This is a genomic window from Fusibacillus kribbianus, assembly GCF_030053595.1.
Lineage (GTDB): Bacteria > Bacillota > Clostridia > Lachnospirales > Lachnospiraceae > Lientehia > Lientehia kribbiana.
The window spans coordinates 298,416-318,147 of the sequence record NZ_JASGBQ010000001.1 but is presented as its reverse complement, the minus strand read 5'-3'; the positions used below and the strand labels follow the sequence as shown (position 1 = coordinate 318,147).

General features: G+C 49.8%; 16 protein-coding genes. 15 read left to right on the top strand and 1 reads right to left on the bottom strand.

Going from position 1 to position 19,732, the window contains the following annotated elements; genetic code table 11:
- The first annotated feature begins 1 nt into the window (after position 1).
- Genes QJ036_RS01515 through QJ036_RS01505 form a run of 3 tightly spaced genes read left to right on the top strand, consistent with a single transcriptional unit; the run spans position 2 to position 3,291 of the window.
- Positions 2 to 1,486, top strand: a complete 1,485-nt coding sequence (locus tag QJ036_RS01515; protein ID WP_283229659.1) for a Na+/H+ antiporter NhaC family protein — start codon at positions 2 to 4, stop codon at positions 1,484 to 1,486.
- A 26-nt stretch (positions 1,487 to 1,512) separates the two neighbouring features.
- Entirely contained in the window at positions 1,513 to 1,917 is a 405-nt protein-coding gene (locus tag QJ036_RS01510) for a secondary thiamine-phosphate synthase enzyme YjbQ (protein ID WP_283229658.1), read from the top strand.
- Between the two features lie 3 nt (positions 1,918 to 1,920).
- Positions 1,921 to 3,291: an aldehyde dehydrogenase gene (locus QJ036_RS01505; RefSeq protein WP_283229657.1), complete on the top strand. Its 1,371-nt coding sequence runs from the start codon at positions 1,921 to 1,923 to the stop codon at positions 3,289 to 3,291.
- A 33-nt stretch (positions 3,292 to 3,324) separates the two neighbouring features.
- Here QJ036_RS01505 and QJ036_RS01500 read toward each other — a convergent pair whose 3' ends face one another.
- The gene (locus QJ036_RS01500; RefSeq protein WP_283229656.1) at positions 3,325 to 4,155 is read right to left on the bottom strand and encodes an NYN domain-containing protein; all 831 of its coding nucleotides are present in this window, start codon (positions 4,153 to 4,155) and stop codon (positions 3,325 to 3,327) included.
- Between the two features lie 221 nt (positions 4,156 to 4,376).
- Here QJ036_RS01500 and QJ036_RS01495 point away from each other — a divergent pair, with 221 nt between their 5' ends.
- From QJ036_RS01495 to QJ036_RS01440, 12 genes are all read left to right on the top strand, one after another.
- Positions 4,377 to 4,895, top strand: a complete 519-nt coding sequence (locus QJ036_RS01495) for a nitroreductase (RefSeq protein ID WP_283229655.1) — start codon at positions 4,377 to 4,379, stop codon at positions 4,893 to 4,895.
- Positions 4,879 to 5,388, top strand: a complete 510-nt coding sequence (locus QJ036_RS01490; protein WP_283229654.1) for a DNA-deoxyinosine glycosylase — start codon at positions 4,879 to 4,881, stop codon at positions 5,386 to 5,388. Before QJ036_RS01495 ends, QJ036_RS01490 begins: the two co-directional genes overlap by 17 nt.
- Before the next feature lie 140 nt (positions 5,389 to 5,528).
- Positions 5,529 to 8,132 (top strand): ATP-dependent chaperone ClpB, encoded by a 2,604-nt coding sequence (clpB, locus tag QJ036_RS01485; protein ID WP_283229653.1) that lies wholly within the window; start codon positions 5,529 to 5,531, stop codon positions 8,130 to 8,132.
- Positions 8,133 to 8,156: 24 nt separating this feature from the next.
- The gene (locus QJ036_RS01480; RefSeq protein WP_283229652.1) at positions 8,157 to 8,333 is read left to right on the top strand and encodes a DUF4250 domain-containing protein; all 177 of its coding nucleotides are present in this window, start codon (positions 8,157 to 8,159) and stop codon (positions 8,331 to 8,333) included.
- Between the two features lie 159 nt (positions 8,334 to 8,492).
- Positions 8,493 to 9,227: a polysaccharide deacetylase family protein gene (locus QJ036_RS01475; protein WP_283229651.1), complete on the top strand. Its 735-nt coding sequence runs from the start codon at positions 8,493 to 8,495 to the stop codon at positions 9,225 to 9,227.
- A 107-nt stretch (positions 9,228 to 9,334) separates the two neighbouring features.
- Entirely contained in the window at positions 9,335 to 9,772 is a 438-nt protein-coding gene (locus QJ036_RS01470; RefSeq protein ID WP_283229650.1) for a hypothetical protein, read from the top strand.
- Positions 9,773 to 9,801: 29 nt separating this feature from the next.
- Entirely contained in the window at positions 9,802 to 10,416 is a 615-nt protein-coding gene (locus QJ036_RS01465; protein WP_283229649.1) for a sortase, read from the top strand.
- 95 nt (positions 10,417 to 10,511) lie between these two features.
- The gene (gene lepB, locus QJ036_RS01460) at positions 10,512 to 11,096 is read left to right on the top strand and encodes a signal peptidase I (protein ID WP_283229648.1); all 585 of its coding nucleotides are present in this window, start codon (positions 10,512 to 10,514) and stop codon (positions 11,094 to 11,096) included.
- A 21-nt stretch (positions 11,097 to 11,117) separates the two neighbouring features.
- On the top strand, positions 11,118 to 16,433 hold the full coding sequence (locus QJ036_RS01455; protein WP_283229647.1) for a DUF7601 domain-containing protein: 5,316 nt from the start codon (positions 11,118 to 11,120) through the stop codon (positions 16,431 to 16,433).
- 71 nt (positions 16,434 to 16,504) lie between these two features.
- Complete coding sequence (locus QJ036_RS01450; protein ID WP_283229646.1) at positions 16,505 to 18,130, top strand: isopeptide-forming domain-containing fimbrial protein; 1,626 nt, start codon at positions 16,505 to 16,507, stop codon at positions 18,128 to 18,130.
- A 78-nt stretch (positions 18,131 to 18,208) separates the two neighbouring features.
- The gene (locus tag QJ036_RS01445) at positions 18,209 to 19,027 is read left to right on the top strand and encodes a class C sortase (RefSeq protein ID WP_283229645.1); all 819 of its coding nucleotides are present in this window, start codon (positions 18,209 to 18,211) and stop codon (positions 19,025 to 19,027) included.
- An 11-nt stretch (positions 19,028 to 19,038) separates the two neighbouring features.
- A complete protein-coding gene (locus QJ036_RS01440; RefSeq protein ID WP_283229644.1) occupies positions 19,039 to 19,719 on the top strand; it encodes an isopeptide-forming domain-containing protein in 681 nt (226 codons plus the stop codon).
- Positions 19,720 to 19,732: the final 13 nt, after the last annotated feature.

Genomic DNA, 19,732 nt, shown 5'->3' with positions numbered 1-19,732 from the left:
TATGTCTGGAACAGCATGGGCGCTGCTGCCGCCTATCGTGGCAATCGCGCTGGCATTGATCACCAAGGAAGTTTATCTGTCACTTCTGATCGGTATCCTGGCCGGCGCACTTTTATTTACGGGCTTCAACCCGCTGACGACGGTGGATACCACGTTTACCATCATGGGAGAAAAAATCGGAGGAAACGCCGATATCCTGATCTTCCTGGTGCTGCTGGGAATTCTCGTTGCCCTCATCACCAAATCGGGAGCATCCAAAGCCTACGGAAACTGGGCATCCAGGGCTATTAAATCTAAAAAGGGCGCACAGTTATCCACGGTTCTTCTGGGTTCCCTGATTTTTGTGGATGATTATTTCAACTGCCTGACCGTTGGTACGGTGATGCGTCCTGTAACCGATAAGTACAAAGTAAGCCGCGCAAAGTTAGCTTACATTATTGATGCGACGGCTGCTCCGGTCTGCATCATTGCTCCCATTTCCAGCTGGGCGGCTGCTGTCGGTTCCTCCCTGCCGGAGGACTGCGGCATTGACGGCTTCAATCTGTTTTTGCGGACCATTCCCTTTAACCTGTACGCGATCCTGACCATCCTTTTCATGATCTACATCATTGTTCGGAACATTGATTACGGAACCATGAGAAAATATGAGGCAAAGATCGCTGTCGAGGGTGAGGAGACCACTGCAGATCAGGATATGGAAATCAGCGGAAAGGGAAAGGTCCTCGATCTGATTATTCCCATCGCGGTGCTGATCGTATTCTGTATTGCTGCCATGCTTTATACCGGCGGAATCCTGGAAGGGGCAAATATCATCGATGCTTTTGCAAACTGCAGCTCAGCGCGAAGCCTGGTGCTTGGTTCCTTCTTTACTCTGGTTGTGACCTTTATCCTGTATCTTCCCAGAAAGATCATCACCTTCCGGGAATTCTGCGCAAGCTTTGTAGAAGGCTTCAAGGCCATGACTCCCGCCATCATGATCCTCTGTCTGGCCTGGACGCTGTCCGGGATCTGCAACGCAGATTATCTGAACATCGGCGGCTTTGTAGGCTCTGTTGTGGGCGGCAGCGCACTGGTGGGCATGCTGCTTCCTGCCATCATGTATGCCGTTGCAAACGGCCTTGCTTTTGCGACCGGTACCTCCTGGGGAACCTTCGGCATCCTGATCCCCATTGCGGTTGAGGTTCTCGGAACCGGCAACATCAGCATGCTTGCACTTACTACGGCTGCGATTCTGGCCGGTGCTGTATGCGGTGACCACATTTCACCCATTTCTGATACGACGATCCTGGCTTCTGCAGGAGCCCAGTGCAATCATATCAATCACGTATCGACTCAGATTCCTTATGCCATGACCGTGTCTGCCTGCTGTTTCGTTGGTTTCCTCGCAGGCGGTATTGCAGGAAACGGCTGGATCGGAACGCTTGTTGGTCTTGCCGCACTCTTTGTGGTAGTGACGATTCTTGGTAAAAAGGCAAAGACGGCCTGATCATCTGAGGTACTGGAGGGAGAACCATGAATTTCTTCAAGCATAATATCATTATTTCTGAACGGCGGGATATGGTGAAAATCACCGAGACGGTAAAGAAGGACGTGAAGGAGAGCGGCATCCGAAACGGCATTGTCGTGATCCACTGTCCCCATACCACGGCAGGGCTGACCATCAATGAAAATGCAGATCCGGATGTGGTGCTGGATATGATGTATGCCCTGGAGCAGGCGTATCCGACAAAGGATATCCGGTACCGTCATTATGAAGGCAATTCTCATGCGCACGTGAAGGCTTCCACCATGGGAGCCTCCGTGACGCTGATCTTAGAGGAGGGCGAGATGATTCTCGGCGTGTGGCAGGATCTGTATCTTTGCGAATTTGACGGGCCGAGACAGAGGACCTTCTACGTAAAAGTAATGGAGGGCTGAAAAGTGGACATTGCGGCACTTGTTAAACAACAGCGCGATTACTTTGCCACAGGTGTAACCAAACCTGTGGCTTTTCGTTTGAGCGCTCTTGACAGGCTGGAACGGGAAATTAAAGCGCGGGAGGCGCAGATTCATGATGCGCTGAAAAAGGATCTGAATAAATCGGACATGGAGTCCTATATGACGGAAACGGGGCTGACCCTGTCTGAGCTTGGCTATATGAAGCGGCACCTGAAGAGCTATGCCCGGCCAAAAAGAAAGCGGACTCCTTTGGCACAGTTCCACGGGAAAAGCTTTGTGATGCCGGAGCCTTACGGAGTGACGCTGGTCATGTCGCCCTGGAACTACCCCTTTATGTTGTGCATGGAGCCTCTGGTGGGAGCCATTGCGGCGGGCAATTGCTGCGTTCTGAAGCCGTCCGTTTATGCACCGGCTGTTTCTGCGGTGATTAAGGAGCTGGCGGAAGCCGTCTTCCCTCCGGAGTATGTGACTGTTGTGGAGGGCGGACGTGAGGAGAACGCGGCTCTTCTGGAGCAGAGGTTCGATTATATTTTCTTTACCGGCGGAGTGAAGGTGGGAAAGCTGGTCATGGAAAAGGCTGCCCGCCATCTGACTCCGGTGACGCTGGAGCTGGGAGGAAAAAGCCCCTGCATCATTGATGAGACTGCAGACCTGAAAACAGCAGCAAAGAGGCTGGCCTTCGGCAAGCTTTTGAATGCCGGACAGACCTGCGTGGCGCCGGATTATCTTCTGATCCAGGAGTCGGTAAAGGAAGAATTTCTGGGGCTTTTTGTAAAAACTGTCGCCAAAATGTATGGGGAACGGCCTCTTGAAAATCCCGGCTATCCAAAGATCATCAATGAAAAGCATTTTGACAGGCTCTGCGGTCTGATGGAGGGAGAGCACGTGCGGATAGGCGGAGACAAAAATCCGGAGACACTTCAGATCGCTCCCACAGTCCTTGACCTGGTGACGGCGGATTCTCCTGTTATGAAGGAGGAGATCTTCGGCCCTCTGCTTCCGGTCCTTTCCTTCCGGGAGCTTTCCGAGGCGGAGCAGTTTGTGAAGGAACGGGAAAAACCGCTGGCCTGCTATATCTTCACGCGGGATAAGGAGCGGGAAAAACGGCTGCTTTCCTCCTTAAGCTTCGGCGGCGGCTGCATCAACGATACGATCATTCACCTGGCCACCTCCCGCATGCCCTTCGGCGGTGTGGGCAACAGCGGCATGGGAAATTACCATGGGCGAAAGAGCTTTGATACCTTCAGTCATGAGAAGAGTATTGTAAAGAAATACAACTGGATCGATCTGCCCATCCGTTATCAGCCGTATACGGAGAACAAAAAGAAGCTTTTGAGACTGTTTCTGAAATGAGAAAGAGGCACCGGACAAAACCGGCGCCGTCTTTTATTTTCGTTCCCATTCTTTGATTTTATAATAGACCAGCTGAATATTGTTGTTGGGACCGGCCTGATTCTTTTTGATCTCGAAAAGCCCCAGCGAATTGATGAAAGGAGTGAATTTGGAAAAACCGAAATTTCTCACGTCGAAATCGGGGAACCGTTTGGCCAGCTGATTGCCCAGCTCTGCGGAAAAGATCCATCCGTCGTCGTCGGAGCACTCCTCAGCCAGGGCAAGAATGGCTTTTTTGATCATGTTGAGATTTGTCTGAGGCTCCGGCTCTGAAGCCTTGGGCTTTGCTGACTTTTTGGGAGCGGAGCCCTTTCCTTTTTTGGCGGGAGAGGGAGACTTGTCCGGGTCGGGAGCAGCCTCTGTTTCCGGCTCCGCACCTGCGTGTCCGCTGGCAAGGAGAATATCCAGATATTTGAACTGATTGCAGGCGGAGATAAAGGGCTTGGGCGTTTTGCTCTCGCCCATACCGATGACCTGCATACCGGATTCCCGCAGACGGGCAGCCAGTCTTGTGAAATCACTGTCCGAGGAGGCCAGGCAAAAGCCGTCGACAGTGCCGGAATAGAGGATATCCATGGCGTCGATGATCATGGCGGAGTCCGTGGAGCTTTTTCCGGTGGTGTAGCCGTACTGCTGAATGGGAATGATGGAATTATCCAGAAGTACCCGCTTCCAGGAGGTCAGCTGGGGATTGGTCCAGTCGCCGTAGATTCTTTTGTAGGTGGCAATGCCGCATTTGGAAGATTCGTCCAGAATGATCTTGATGTACTTTTCGGAAATGTTGTCTGCATCAATGAGTATAGCGAGTTTCAGATCTTTGCTCACAAAAGGTATGCCTCCGTTTCATAATATAATCAAAAAGCTGTCGGGAACAGGTAAAACCTTTATCGGAATGAAATCTCAGAGCTGTTTTTATCATTATAAGCCAGCGCACCGCAAAACTCAATGAAAATGTTGGGTATCTGTGATATACTGATACAAGAAACAGCGTACCGGTTCCGAAATTGTTTGGGAGCCGGTACAAAAACTGCAGGAGGACATATGCTATGAAGGAAACCGTACAGGATTTAAAAACAAGACGAAGCGTAAAAAAATACAGACCGGATCAGATTACAAAAAATGAACTGATCCAGGTCCTGGAGGCAGGGATGAATGCGCCCACAGGGATGAACCGTCAGTCCCCGGTGATGGTGGCAGTGCAGGATCCGGAGACCGTAAAGCAGCTTTCTTCCATGAATGCGGCTGTTATGGGTGTTTCCTCCGATCCCTTTTATGGAGCGCCGACGGTGATCGTGGTATTGGCGGACAGCACCGTTCCCACCTATCTCTATGACGGCAGTCTGGTGATGGGAAATCTTCTCAATGCGGCCCATGCCCTGGGGCTGGGAGCCTGCTGGATCCATCGGGCAAAGGAGGTCTTTGCTTTGGAGGAAGGGAAAAAGCTTTTGAAAAAATGGGGACTGGATGACCGGTACGAGGGAATCGGCCATTGCATCATCGGTTACGGCGACGGGCCTCTGCCGGCAGCTAAGGTCAGAAAGGAAAACTATGTCATCTGGGACTGATGGGGTGGTGATCCATGAAATACCACCCGTCTTTGACGAAAATTCCGAGGTCCTGATTCTGGGCAGCTTTCCATCGGTAAAGTCCAGGGAAGGAAGATTTTTTTATCATCATCCCAGAAACAGGTTCTGGAAGGTGCTGACGGCCGTCTTTGGAGAGGGGGAGCCGGAACCGGAGACGATCGAGGAAAAGAAGGCGTTTCTGCTGGCCCATCGGGTGGCAGTCTGGGATGTGATCGCCAGCTGCGAGATCCAGGGCTCCAGTGACAGTACCATTAAGCATGTGGTGCCAAACGATCTGTCGCCTATTCTGCAGACTGCGGACATCCGAAAAATCCTCTGTAACGGAGGAACTGCCTATGCACTGTACGAAAAATATCTGAAAGAACAGACGGGACGGGAGGCAGTGAGGCTGCCTTCCACCAGTCCGGCCAACGCGGCCTGCTCCCTGGAACAGCTGACAGCTCAGTGGAAAGCTGCTATATTCAGTCAGTGAGACAGTGGAAATATAATAAAACAAAGAAAGTTCACAAAAAATTAGCACTCGGGGCTTGACAGTGCTAATGACTCGTGCTATAGTACCAATGTGAAAGCTTGTTATAGTACATGTATAACAATAGCGCGGGAGGTGTTCTTATGAATATCAATAAATTTACACAGAATTCTCTGCAGGCCGTTCAGAACTGCGAGAAGCTGGCTTATGAATATGGAAACCAGGAGATCGATGAGGAGCATCTGCTCTCCAGTCTGCTGACTCTTGATGACAGCCTCATCAAAAAGCTGATGGTTAAGATGGAGATCCAGCCGGAATATTTCATGAACCGGGTGGAGGAGGCTCTTCAGAAGAAGGTCAAGGTTTCCGGAGATACGAAGCTGTATGTCAGCAACGATCTCAATAAGGTGCTGGTGAATGCCGAGGATGAGGCAAAACAGATGGGGGACGAATATGTATCGGTGGAGCATTTGTTCCTGGCTCTGCTGAAATATCCCAACAGTGCTCTGAAAACCCTGTTTAAGGAATTCGGAATCACCAGAGAACGGTTTTTGCAGGCCCTTTCCACCGTCCGGGGCAATCAGCGGGTGACCAGCGACAATCCGGAGGCCACCTACGACACTCTGGCAAAGTATGGAACTGATCTGGTGGAGCGTGCCAGAAATCAGGAGCTGGATCCGGTAATCGGCCGTGATTCGGAGATCCGGAATGTGATCCGGATCCTGTCCAGAAAGACGAAAAACAATCCGGTGCTGATCGGTGAGCCCGGCGTCGGCAAAACAGCTGTCGTGGAGGGACTGGCCCAGCGGATCGTCCGCGGCGATGTGCCGGAGGGACTGAAGGATAAGATCGTATTTTCTCTGGATATGGGGGCTCTGGTGGCCGGAGCCAAGTACAGAGGCGAGTTTGAAGAACGGTTAAAGGCGGTTCTTGAGGAAGTCAAAAAGAGCGAGGGCAAGATCCTTCTTTTCGTTGATGAGCTCCATACTATTGTGGGAGCCGGCAAGACTGATGGGGCCATGGATGCAGGCAATATGCTGAAGCCCATGCTGGCAAGGGGTGAGCTCCACTGCATCGGTGCAACTACACTGGATGAGTACCGCAAATACATTGAAAAGGATGCCGCACTGGAGCGGCGGTTCCAGCCGGTCCAGGTGGATGAGCCTACGGTGGAGGATACGATTTCCATCCTTCGTGGCCTGAAGGACCGCTATGAGGTATTTCATGGGGTCAAGATCACGGATTCTGCTCTGGTGAGCGCTGCAGTTCTTTCCAACCGGTACATTTCCGATCGGTTTCTGCCGGATAAGGCCATTGACCTGGTGGATGAGGCCTGCGCACTGATCAAAACAGAGCTGGATTCCATGCCCACAGAGCTGGATGAGCTGTCCAGAAAGATCATGCAGCTGGAGATCGAGGAGGCTGCTCTGAAAAAGGAAACGGACAATTTGAGCCGTGACAGACTGGAGGCGCTCCAGAAGGAGCTGGCGGATTTCCGGGAGGAATTCGGCAAGATGAAGGCTCAGTGGGACAATGAAAAAACGTCTGTGGAGCGGCTTCAGAAGCTGCGCGAACAGATCGATGACATCAACAGCCAGATCCAGATGGCAAAACAGAATTACGATCTGGAGAAGGCGGCAGAGCTTCAGTACGGAACCCTTCCGGGACTTCAGAAGCAGCTGGCCGAGGAGGAAGAAAAGGTTAAAGGACAGGATCTGTCCCTGCTCCATGAGGCGGTTACTGATGAGGAGATCGCCCGTATCGTTTCGAGATGGACCGGGATCCCGGTGGCAAAGCTGACGGAAAGTGAGAGGAACAAGACTCTTCATCTGGATGAGCAGCTGCACAGACGGGTCGTAGGCCAGGACGAGGGTGTCACTAAGGTAGCGGAGGCGATTATCCGCTCCAAGGCGGGGATCAAGGATCCGTCCAAGCCGATCGGTTCCTTCCTGTTTTTGGGGCCTACCGGCGTGGGCAAGACGGAGCTTGCCAAGACCCTTGCCGAGAGCCTCTTTGACGATGAGCAGAATATGGTCCGTATCGACATGAGCGAATATATGGAGAAGTATTCCGTATCCCGTCTGATCGGAGCGCCTCCGGGATATGTGGGCTACGATGAGGGAGGTCAGCTGACCGAGGCAGTCCGCAGAAAGCCTTATTCGGTCGTTCTCTTTGACGAGATCGAAAAGGCCCATCCCGATGTGTTTAATGTGCTCCTGCAGGTTCTGGATGACGGACGCATCACCGATTCCCAGGGACGTACGGTGGATTTCAAGAATACGATCCTGATCATGACCTCCAATCTGGGATCCTCTTATCTGCTGGAGGGCATCGATGAGAACGGAAATATCCGTCCCGAAAACGAAGAGATGGTGATGAATGATCTGAAGAATCATTTCCGTCCGGAGTTCTTAAATCGTCTCGACGAGATCATCATGTTCAAGCCGCTGACAAAGGACAACATCGGCCACATCATCGGGCTGATGCTGGACGGCGTCAATAAGCGCCTCGCAGACCGGGAAATTTCCATCCGCCTGACGGCTGCAGCCCGGGAGTTTGTAGTGGAGAACGGTTATGATCCGGTTTACGGCGCGAGACCGTTAAAGCGGTATCTCCAGAAGCATGTGGAGACTCAGGCGGCAAAGCTGATCCTGGAAGGTCAGGTGAGAGCAGGAGACACCATTGTCATGGACGTGCAGAACGGAGTTTTGACTGCTTACGTGCAGGGAAGTGTCAGAGAAGAATAAATACCCGACAGGAGGATGTTACAGATGGATCTGCCGAAGGATGCAGTGATGCTGCTGAGTGTTGTCAACATGAAGCTGAGGGATTTTTATCCATCCCTGGAGGCCTTCTGTGAAGCGGCTGAGATCGGTGTGGAAGAGCTGAAGGAAAAAATGGCGGCCATTGATTATGAGTACGACAGGGACGCCAATCAGTTTGTATAAACAGAGGAAACGGACGGCAGAGCGTGTCGTTTCGCAGCAGACGGGAAGAGACCCGTCTGTCTGCGGAGGGCGGCTCTGCCGTTTTTGCTTTTTGCAGAGACACCACTGCGTGCTGTCCTTCATAGAATGGTAAAAAGAGACTGTCTGAGGGAATCAGGTTTGAAAAAACGCGGTGTCACAGTACTTCTGACTGTTTTACTGGCAGTGTGCCTCCTTGGAATGGAACGGATCAAAGAGGAGCGAAGGGAAGCTCTCAGGGAAGTCAATGCCGATTCCCGAACCGGAGGGGAAAGTCTGGCAGATGGCGGAGAGAGCACTTCAGACGGGACAGAGCCTGAGGAAAAGCTGGCGGCGCTGACCTTTGACGACGGCCCCCATGAGAGCTGTACGCCAAAGCTTCTGGAGGGACTTCGGGAGCGGGACGTAAAAGCGACCTTTTTCCTCATCGGAAAAAGCATTGCGGGAAAGGAAGAAATTGTAAAGAAAATGGCAGAGGACGGGCACCTCATCGGAAGCCATACCTTCAGTCATGTACAGCTGACGAAGCTTTCGGTGGAGGAAGCCTGCCGGGAGATCACCATGACCAACGAAGCGATCTATACAGTGACCGGGCAGCAGCCGGAGTACATACGGCCTCCTTACGGCTCCTGGGATTCGAAACTGGAGTGTGCGGTAAATATGAAGGAGGTTGGATGGACCGTGGATCCGAGAGACTGGGATGTGAAAAACACTGATGCGGTGGTGAAGAGGGTTCTTGAAAAGGTGGAAGACGGAAGCATTATCCTCCTCCACGACGTATATGATACGTCAGTGGAGGCGGCCTTTCGAATTATCGATGAACTGAAGGCTCAGGGCTATACCTTTGTGACCGTGGACCGGCTTTTGCTGGACTGAATTGCACATTATTGTGAATTGATTTTCTCTGGTGATTATATTATAATGTTCGTGATATTAATTATAGACATACGGAAGAAGCTTACCTGATTGAGGGGGATTATCTTATGACTGACCGTGAATTGAAAAAACTGGGCCGGGCGGAGCTTTTGGAGCTTTTACTGGAACAAAGCAAGGAAAATGAGAGACTTCGCGCACAGGTGTCACAACTGGAAGCACAGCTGGCAGACAGAGAAATCAATGTGGAAAAAGCCGGTTCCATTGCTGAGGCTTCTCTTCAGCTCAATGGTGTTTTTCAGGCGGCAGAAAATGCCTGTGCCCAGTATATTGAGAATATCAAGCGTTTGAGTGACAGGCAGGAAGAAGTCTGTGCCAGGATGGAGCGGGAGACAAGGCTGCGGTGCGCTCAGATGGTCGACGACGCGAAGCAGCAGTCGAAGCTTTACTGGGATGCAGTGTCGCGCAAGACTCAGGAACTCAGTGATTCCTACAGGGGACTTCAGAAAATTTTAGAACAGGTGCCGGAACCGATGCTGCAGAAATAAATACTTTAAAGGTTATTGATTGAAGGAACATGATGAGAAAAAAGGTTGGAATTATCTTTATGGCTTTGGGGGCAGTGCTTGTTTTGGCAGCGCTGTCTCTTTTCTGTATGAATCAGAGAGAAGAAAAGCTGGCAGGAGAAGCTGTTGACAGGCTGATGCCCCGTATTGCAGAACAGATCGAAGAAAAAACCCCGGGCATTTCCGCGTCGGAGAGTTCTGAATTGGAATATCCGGATCCATACGATACTGAAATGACAGAGGTGGAGATAGACGGTTACCGATATATCGGATATCTGTCGGTCCCTTCTCTGGGGCTTGAACTTCCGGTCATGTCCGAATGGGATTATGAACGGCTGAAGACTTCGCCATGCCGCTACGCCGGATCCACAAAAACGGACGATCTTGTCATTGCCGGCCACAGTTACGTAAGTCATTTTCGTCCCCTTCGGGGCCTTTCCGCCGGTGATATCGTATATTTTACCGATATGGATGGCATCACTTCTGTTTACGAAGTAGTCATGACGGAGGTTTTATCTCCGGATGAGGTGGAAAAGATGACCGCCGGGGAGTATGATCTGACACTGTTTACCTGCACATCAAATACCAGGAGCCGTTTCACGATACGCTGCGACAGAGAAAAGTAAAAATTTATGTAAAGTGACATGACAGCAGTTGACTTTTTTTATATTAAGGTACTATATTTATACTATGTAATAGCAGAGGATCTGAAAAAAATATTATGAAGAAAAAGAACGTTTTGGAGAAGCCTTCGACGCAGCAGCTGGAAGCTGAGCTTGGCAGAGTTAAATATAAACGCCGTTACCGTACTGTATTAAAGAGTACAGTATATACATTAATTACGGTGGCGGCTGTTGCCGTTTTAGTGGCAACTCTGTGGCTGCCGGTCCTGCAGATCTATGGAAATTCCATGACCCCTACCTTGCAGGACGGGGAGATCGTTTTTTCCATGAAAGGTTCGGATTTTAAACAAGGCGATATCATAGCATTTTATTATAACAATAAGATCCTGATTAAGCGGGTCATTGCCGGACCGGGAGAATGGGTGAATATCGACGAAGATGGCACGGTTTATGTGAATGATGTAGAATTGGAGGAGCCATATTTGATTGAAAAGGCATTAGGTGACTGCAATATTGAGCTGCCCTACCAGGTGCCTGATGGAAGAGTGTTTGTTATGGGAGATCATCGTTCCACATCAGTGGATTCCCGAAACACTGCTGTGGGCTGTGTTGCCCAGGAGCAGATTGTAGGAAAGATCATGTTCCGGGTCTGGCCAATAAAACGATTGGGAACGTTAGGATAAAAACGGAAAGGAGGGGGAAGGATGCAGCGGAAGGAAGAAGAACAGGCGGAGTATTATAAGGAGCAGGGGCGCCGTCGCCGCATCTGGAAAAAGGTTGTTGGAAGTCTGGCCTGTGTAGTGGTGTTTATTACTACATATATGTTGATCTTGCCGGCAATCACCCTGGAAAAAAAGGTGGTATGCGGACTGGAGGAGCATGTCCATACAGAAAGCTGTTATGTACAGATTACAGAAAAGGAAGAGTACAGGCTGACCTGTTCTGCAGAGAGTCTGGGAATTCATATACATACAGATGCCTGCTATGATGAGGCCGGAAATATCATATGCGGTTATGGTGATTATGTGGTTCACAGTCATGATACTTCCTGCTATGATGAAAATGGAAATCTGGTGTGCACACTACCGGAGATCAGTACCTCAGAGCTGCACACCCATTCTCAGGATTGCTATGATGAGAATGGGAATTTAGTGTGCGGAAAATCAGAAGCGAAAGAGCATACCCACACGGAAGCATGCTTTTCTTCCGTTACTGTTCCGGCAGACACAGCTGTACTGACCTGTACCATTCCTGAGGATGAAAACCACACGCATACAGCTCTCTGCTATGGCCAGTGGATGTTGGTATGCGAAAAGGAAGAACACACACATACTGAAGAATGCTATAAAAAAGAAGAAAATTCCACAGAGAAGACCTTTGAAGAGGAAACTGCTGAGAGAGAAACAGACGGGGCAGCTTCTTCGGATCATACTGAAAACAACAGGCTCTGGGAAAAAGCAGCTTCAGATGTGAGGCTGACCGGTGAATATGCGGTGGATGTACTGGCTGTCGCACAGTCCCAGCTTGGTTATGAGGAAAGTAAAACTGACCGTGTTTCTTCCGGAAATGGAGATACCAGGGGTTATACTCTTTATGGTGACTGGTACGGGGATGCCTACGGTGACTGGTGCGCCATGTTCATTTCCTTTTGCCTGGACCGGGCCGGTGTGGCAGAAATGCCTCTGGAGGCAAATTGTGTCAAATGGATCGATGTTCTTTCTGAAGAAGAATGCGGTCTGTACCATGAGGCATCTGAATATGACACAGAGAATGAGGATTCCGGATATGAGACTGCCCGATTTGAACCTTTGCCGGGTGATCTGATTTTCTTTGATTATGATGGAGACGGAAGCGCTGAGCATGTGGGAATCGTTGCAGAGCTGATTCCGGAAACGGAAGATGCTTCCGCCATGATAAAAACCATTGAAGGAAATACCGGCGACCGTGTGCAGTATATGACCTATGAAGCAGAGGATCCAGCAATCCTCGGCTACGGCCGTCTGCCGGAGCAGGAGTTTGTCTGCGGACAGAAGGGTCATGTTCATGACGAGTCCTGCACAGACAGCATGGGAAATCTGTTATGCGGTATGGAGGAGCATATCCATGAGGACACCTGCAAATCCGGAGAAGAGCAGTTTGCTGAGAAAGAATCCTCTGAAGGACAGATTTCAGAGGAAGCTCCTTCTGAGCCTGGAAATGAACAGGAGCTGTTTGCGGAACGGACTGATCTGACAGAGCTTGTCTGTGAAGGTGCAGATTATACTATAACGGTACAGTACGGACCGGAAGCGGCCCTGCCGGAGAACGTCGTACTGACCGCCGAGGAGATTCCTGTTGGTTCAGAGGAATATAAGCAGTATCTGGAGCAGGCAGCTGAGACGATGGCTTCTGAAGGAAAAACGGAAATCGTAGTCTATGCACGGTTTTTTGATATTCAGTTCCAGGCAGATGGACAAAAGCTGGAACCGGAAGCACCTGTGTCAGTGACCATTACTTATAAGGAGGCACTTGGAACAGGAGAAGGAGCCGGCTGCCAGGCAGTACATTTTACAGATGAGGAAACAGAGCTGCTGGAAGTACAGACAGAAAGGCCTGATGAGAGCAGTACCAGCTTTACCCATATGCAGGAAGGCTTTTCAGTGGTGGGAAATCTGGTGACGGAAAACTACAGCGTTTATAACAGTACGGATGTGGGACCTAATATCCTGCCGGTAGATTATTATGTTTATATCGACGGAGAATGGGTCTGCGTCGGTTCCACAAAGACAGGATGGTACGGTGATAACAAAGCGACCGGATGGCAGAATGATAATCGTGACTGCATTACTGTGGAGCAGGCAGGATCCGTTCTCGGAGCATACGGGTTTGATACCGGAGCAGGGAATGCGGCGCTGCAGATCGCCTATCAGCGGAAGGAAACAGATCGGGATGCAAAGCTTCATTCGGATACATTGTCTTATGTTGATGAGAATAAGAGCAATATTGCTTTGATCCCCCTGGCAAGAAACGCGGATCCGAAATCCGGTTATAATGTGTATTTCCTGCCGGGAAATACCAATAATAAGTTATCGGTCAATTTGGATTCCGTGGCAACAACGGGCAGCGAATTCTATACTGTCCAGGTCTATGATCCAAACCATCTGGTTTACGGGGAAGACGAGCCCTTGCCTGGAAAACAGGTTGTACGAAGCGGCGGCTCTTCTGAGGTTACGGTAAACGGACTGCCTGAGGACAGCGGTGCAGTCTGGAGGTGTGTGGACTCAAAATGGACAGTTGTGTCTGAGGGGATACAAAATGAGGACGGGACAATAACCTTCACACTTACCAATGTTACACAGCCCCTTCGCATTACACCTCTGGCTTCCAACCTGGGAACACGGGTGGAAAAACCCGTTTACTTTGTTGTATTTCTGGATGGTGAGTGGAAAGAGACAGGCACTGCAACACCGATTTATGATGATGCTTCTGTTTTAGTGACAGGGACTCAACACAGGCATTATATCACCTCAGGTCAGGCAGAGAGTATCCTTGCACCCTACGGTTTCTCCTCCGAGGCCTACAGCTATCAGGAGGGACAGGGAAATGTCCTGGCTCATCAGCTTGGAAAATGGGATTTGAATACGCCATTTTACACAGATAACGGTGCCGAAAAGCTTGCTGACGGTACCTGGGCCATAGGTCTGAGCTACTCGAATAATGATGTGGATTACAGTGTTTATTATCTGCCTGTGAATCCGGCACAGTTCCAGGGAAAACAGCCCGGAACCTATACGGCTGAAAGTGCAGAAATGGCCGGAAACCGTTTCTGGTCGGTCAGTGTCAGGGATGACAATCACAGTGTCTACAGTGACGGTGAATTAAGCAGTATGACACGGATTGCACGGGACAATGATACTGTGACGGTTACAGTCAGAAATGCGGAAGGCATCCTCTGGTCCTGTGTGGGTAAAAACGGCCAGCCTCTGGAGGTGGAAGCTTCTCAGCAGGGAGGCAATACGACCTTTATCATAACAAATGTCACCCAGCCTGTTGAGGTGGTTGCCACAAAGGCCAATCCGGGATTTACGGTACAGTATTATGCCAATATCCCCAGGTTTGCCACATCCGGCAGCAATCCGCTGAAGGTCATTGATACTTCCGGAAAAGCGCTGCCCACCAATGGCGGTACCATGGCAACAAGGAATCTGTATCTGGAGGGTACCAGGCAGTACACAGATCAGAACAAAGGGAATAAAACACAGTTATACAGGATTCAGACGACAACAGAACTGACCAGGCTGTACAGTGAGCAGGAGTACCGGTTTGAGGCCTCGCCGTCTCTGGAATATTTTAACAAACTCAAGGATAATGACAGCTATACATTAAAAGAAATATGGATTTTGAAGGCCGGAAAGGATGCTGCAAGCACGAACCGGGAGGATTGGGATATCTATTCCTACAATGGGGACACTGCTTTTACCAATGAAGCAGGCCAGGTCAATGAAGCCACCATTCTGATCACAGATGGCGCAGTGATCCGTCTGGTATCCGATACCAGCACCGGAGCTTATTATAACGGCACTACCTTCTATGATTACAATATTTCCAGCGGACAGAATTCAGACGGCCGGTGGCGCACCGGTATCACCGGGATCAACAGTGAAAGCAACTATGACACCAGTTTAAACGGACAGAGAACCTGGCGCTCCGGAGCTGATATCTTTGCTTTTGGAAATGCAAACTGTGGTACTGGTATGTCGGGATATCTTTTTGACGGCAGTACATTGAACAAGCACAGCAGCAAAAACAGCGGCTATGGCGGGGCTACCTTTGGGTTGGCAGCCGGTCTGAACGATGATGGTACCATCCGTTATAATGAATGGGTGGTGGCTCCCAAGCTGTTCAATGACGGTGATGCCACGGGAAAGCAGACGTATTCAGGAAGTTCCCTGACCTTTGACCGGGTAGGAGATACTTATACGCTCAGCGCCGCTACTTTGAATAATTCCAACGGACAGAAAAATACCCTCAGTGGTCTTCAGTACTTTTTCAATCCGTCTCCGACCTCGAGCACCACACACACCCATATTTTTACCAACAATTTCTGGCCCATGGATCCGGCTGCAGGAAGGACAGATGCCCTCTGGGGTGCTTACGGAAATCCGGGGTCGTTCCAGGGGTATACTGAAGCTAATAATTATAGCTGGGGGAACTTGGCGGCTAATTTCCCCGCCAGCGATGATGGAAATAATCATAACTGGTTCTTTGGCATGAACTTTGCCGTCAGCTTTAATCTGACAGAAGATTATGAAGGCCCTCTGGAATATTACTTCTTCGGTGATGATGATCTGTGGGTATTTCTGGATAATCAGCTTGTCTGTGATATCGGCGGTGTTCACAGCTCCATTGGTGAATATGTCAACCTGCGGGATTATCTGCCGGTTGGTTCTTCCGGACAGCATACGCTCACCTTCTTCTATACAGAGAGAGGTGCTTCCGGTTCCACCTGCTATATGAGCTTTACCCTGCCTTCCGTGTCCGGTTCCACAGTGGCCCGGGATACAGGCAGTTTACAGATTGCAAAAAATCTGAATGTTGAAAATGCTAATATATCGAATGATACAGAATTTGAATTCCAGGTGGATCTTCTGGAAGAAGAGAACGGAGATGGTCTGAGACAGACCTTCAGTTATGCAAGAAGCGATGGAACCTATGGTACGATTAAAAGCGGCGGAACATTGAAGCTGAAAGCGAGTGAGTTCGCTACGATCAGCGGGATTCCTGCCGGGACCTTCTACAGAGTAACTGAACGGACTACCGAAGGCTATAAAACGACTGTGAACGGTAAGGAAGGGTATATTGTAAAGGGAACGATTGAAAATGGCGGTACGGCGCCGGCAGAATTTGTGAATACTCCCTTCTTTGAACTTCCTGAAACCGGCGGCCCCGGTACATGGCTGTATACGTTGAGCGGCATTGTCCTGATGGCTGCTGCTCTGCTGTATAAATTCCTACGAAGAAAAAGGGGGGAAGCAGGATAAGTACAGGGATCACTTTAAAACTCCCCTCAGTAAACAGTATGAAAAAGAGCTTAAAAGAAAGGAAAAAACACATGAGACGTACAAAGAAATTTGCCAGTCTGCTGCTGGCCCTGATCATGGTATTTTCACTGGGAATCACCGCATTTGCAGAAGAAAATACTCATACCTATGAGATCTATCAGATCTTCACCGGTGACTATTCGGACGGTATTCTTTCCAACGTAAAATGGGGTAAGAACGGTACCGGAATCCCAGGAGACGCTGTTGACAGTTCGATTTTAGAAAAACTGGAAGCTGTGGCGGGATCTGCATCAGACACAGCACAGCTGGCTGTTATCAACAAATATGCAAAACTGAGTACAGCCCCCTATACAAGCGGTACTGCCACCAGCTATGAGAATCTGCCTAACGGCTACTATCTGGTAAAGGATCAAGATGGCACCCAGAACACGGAAAATGGATTCTACACACTTTATGTAGTAAAGGTAGTCAATGGAACCCTGGAGTTCGAGCCAAAGGGTGATGTGCCTGAGGCTGAGAAGAAAATCGTGGAAGGCGCTAATAAAGTTGATGTCAATGAAGCGTCCATCGGTGACACAGTAAACTACGAGATCACCGGTACTCTTCCTACAAACTTTGATGATTACAATACCTACTACTATGTGTTCACCGATACCCTGTCCAAAGGCCTGACCTATAAGAATGATGTGAAGGTGACAGTTGGCGGTGTTGATGTGACTAAATATTTCTATGTAAATGCAGCTGATTACAGTGCAACTGACGGCACAACGATCAAAGTTGGCATCCAGGATATCAAGGCTCTGAACCTGCTTGCTGGTGTGACTGTGACAAAGGATTCAAAAATTGTAGTTACATACTCTGCAACTCTTAATGAAAACGCAGTCATTGCAGGGGAAGGAAACCCCAATGATGTAAAACTGACTTACTCCAATGATCCCAACAACAGTGGAACGGGAGCTACCACATCTCCTGGGGAAAATCCTGACGAGCCCTCAACTGATCACCCCACCGGCGAAACGCCCAAAGATCAGGTCGTGACGTATACCACCGAGCTTACCATTCTGAAGAAAAATGACGAAGGCAAGGTTCTTCCCGGTGCCGAGTTTACTTTGACCGGTGATAGTGTAAACATCGTTCTGGTTACTGCAGAGAAGTTTACAGTAGATGATAAGGGTGAATACTGGAAGCTGAAAGACGGCACTTATACGACTACAGCTCCTACCATTGGTGGTGAGACGGATAACAGTGAAGACTATGCTAATACTGCAACCAAGTACAGCAAGACCGTAGAAATTACTGCCAAAGGAACGGGCAAAGATGAGACCTCGGTTGTCGGAGTTGTGGATGAAGGTGGCCATGTGACTTTCACTGGTCTTGGCGTCGGTACTTATACCATCACCGAGACTAAGACTCCCGCCGGCTACAATACGATTGCACCGATTACATTTACCCTTACCTTTGATGCTGGAACCAAAGCTTTTGCATCTAATAATACGGCTGTAGCTGTTGGCGCAGATAATAAGCTGGATACGACTATCGTCAATGAAAAGGGTGCTACTCTCCCTGAGACCGGCGGTATGGGTACTACCATCTTCTATGTGATCGGTTCGGTTCTTGTACTTGGAGCTGCCGTACTTCTCATCGTTAAGAGACGTATGAGAGCTGAGCGGCAGTAGTTTAAAGATTGATCATGCTGTATGTTATGCTGTATTCGGGAGACCTGTTCTCCCGGATGCAGCAGTAAGGAGAACTCTATGAAGAAAAGGCTTTCGACGATAATACTTGTTCTGATCTTTCTCATAGGGCTGTCTTTACTGCTGTATCCCACTGTCAGTGATTACTGGAATTCTCTGCACCAGTCCCGGGCCATTGCGGGCTATGTGGAGCAGGTGGCCAGTCTGGATAATGATTTTTATGAGCAGCTCTGGGCCGATGCGGAGGAATATAACCGGACCCTGGCTGGAAAGAGCAATCGTTATACGCTGACCGATGAGGAAAAGGCAGAATATGAGAGTCTTTTAAACGTTTCCGGCACCGGGATCATCGGCTATATTGAGATTCCGGTCATTGACTGTTCCCTGCCGGTCTATCATGGGACCGATGAGGCTGTATTGCAGATTGCCCTCGGCCATATCGAGGGAACTTCGCTTCCTGTGGGAGGAGAGGGCACCCATTGTGTCATTTCCGGCCACAGAGGACTTCCCAGAGCCAGGCTGTTTACTGATCTGGATAAACTGGTGGTGGGAGATACCTTTATGCTCCGTGTCCTGGATGAGACTCTGACCTATGAGGTGGACCAGATCCGGATCGTAGAGCCACAGGAAATCAAAGAAATCGAGATTGAAGATGGGAAGGATTACTGTACTCTTGTCACCTGTACACCCTATGGTATCAATACACACAGACTTCTTGTGAGGGGACACCGGGTGGAAAATCAGGCAGAGTCACAGAATGTCCGGGTTACTGCCGATGCCATGCAGATCGATCCGGTGATCATTGCTCCGCTGGTGGCAGTGCCGATGCTGCTTGTTCTGCTTATTATTCTGTTGGTGAAGACCCGCAGAAGAAAATAGGAGGGATTGAAATGTCCATAGGAAAACGACTGCTTACCCTGCTCTTTCTTGTGGTGCTGACTGGAGCGGTCAGTGTGAATGCATATGCCCACGATGTACCGGATATGTCGGAGAAGGGGATAATTGATATAACGATGAAATGGAAGGAACAGGCAGTTCCCGGCGGGACGCTGACCCTTTACCGGGTGGGGGATGTCTGTGAGGATGACGGGGATTACAGCTTTGAACCGACAGGGGTGTTTAAAAACCGGGGAAGTACCTTTGAAGATATCCAGTCTGCCGAATTGGCAGCAGAGCTTGCCCGGTATGCGGCGGATAATGATCTGAAAGGAACGACCCGGACGATTGGAAAAGATGGGAAAATTTCTTTTGCGGACCTGGAGCTTGGCCTGTATCTGGTGGTGCAGGAGCAGGCGGCCTCCGGCTACAGCAAAATAAATCCCTTCCTTGTGTCGGTGCCTGCAATGGAAGCCGGAGAATATATTTACAGCATCGACGCAAGTCCTAAGATAACAAATGGCCCGGAACCGGTTCCTGTGGAGCCTTCCTCGCCGGCGCCCGCAAAACCGGGAACAACACTTCCCTGGACGGGACAGCTTACATGGCCGATCCCGATCCTGGTGGTGGCAGGTCTGCTGCTGTTTTCTCTGGGCTGGGTGCTGTGCTTCGGGAAAAAGAAGCGTAGATTATAACAAAATAACCGCC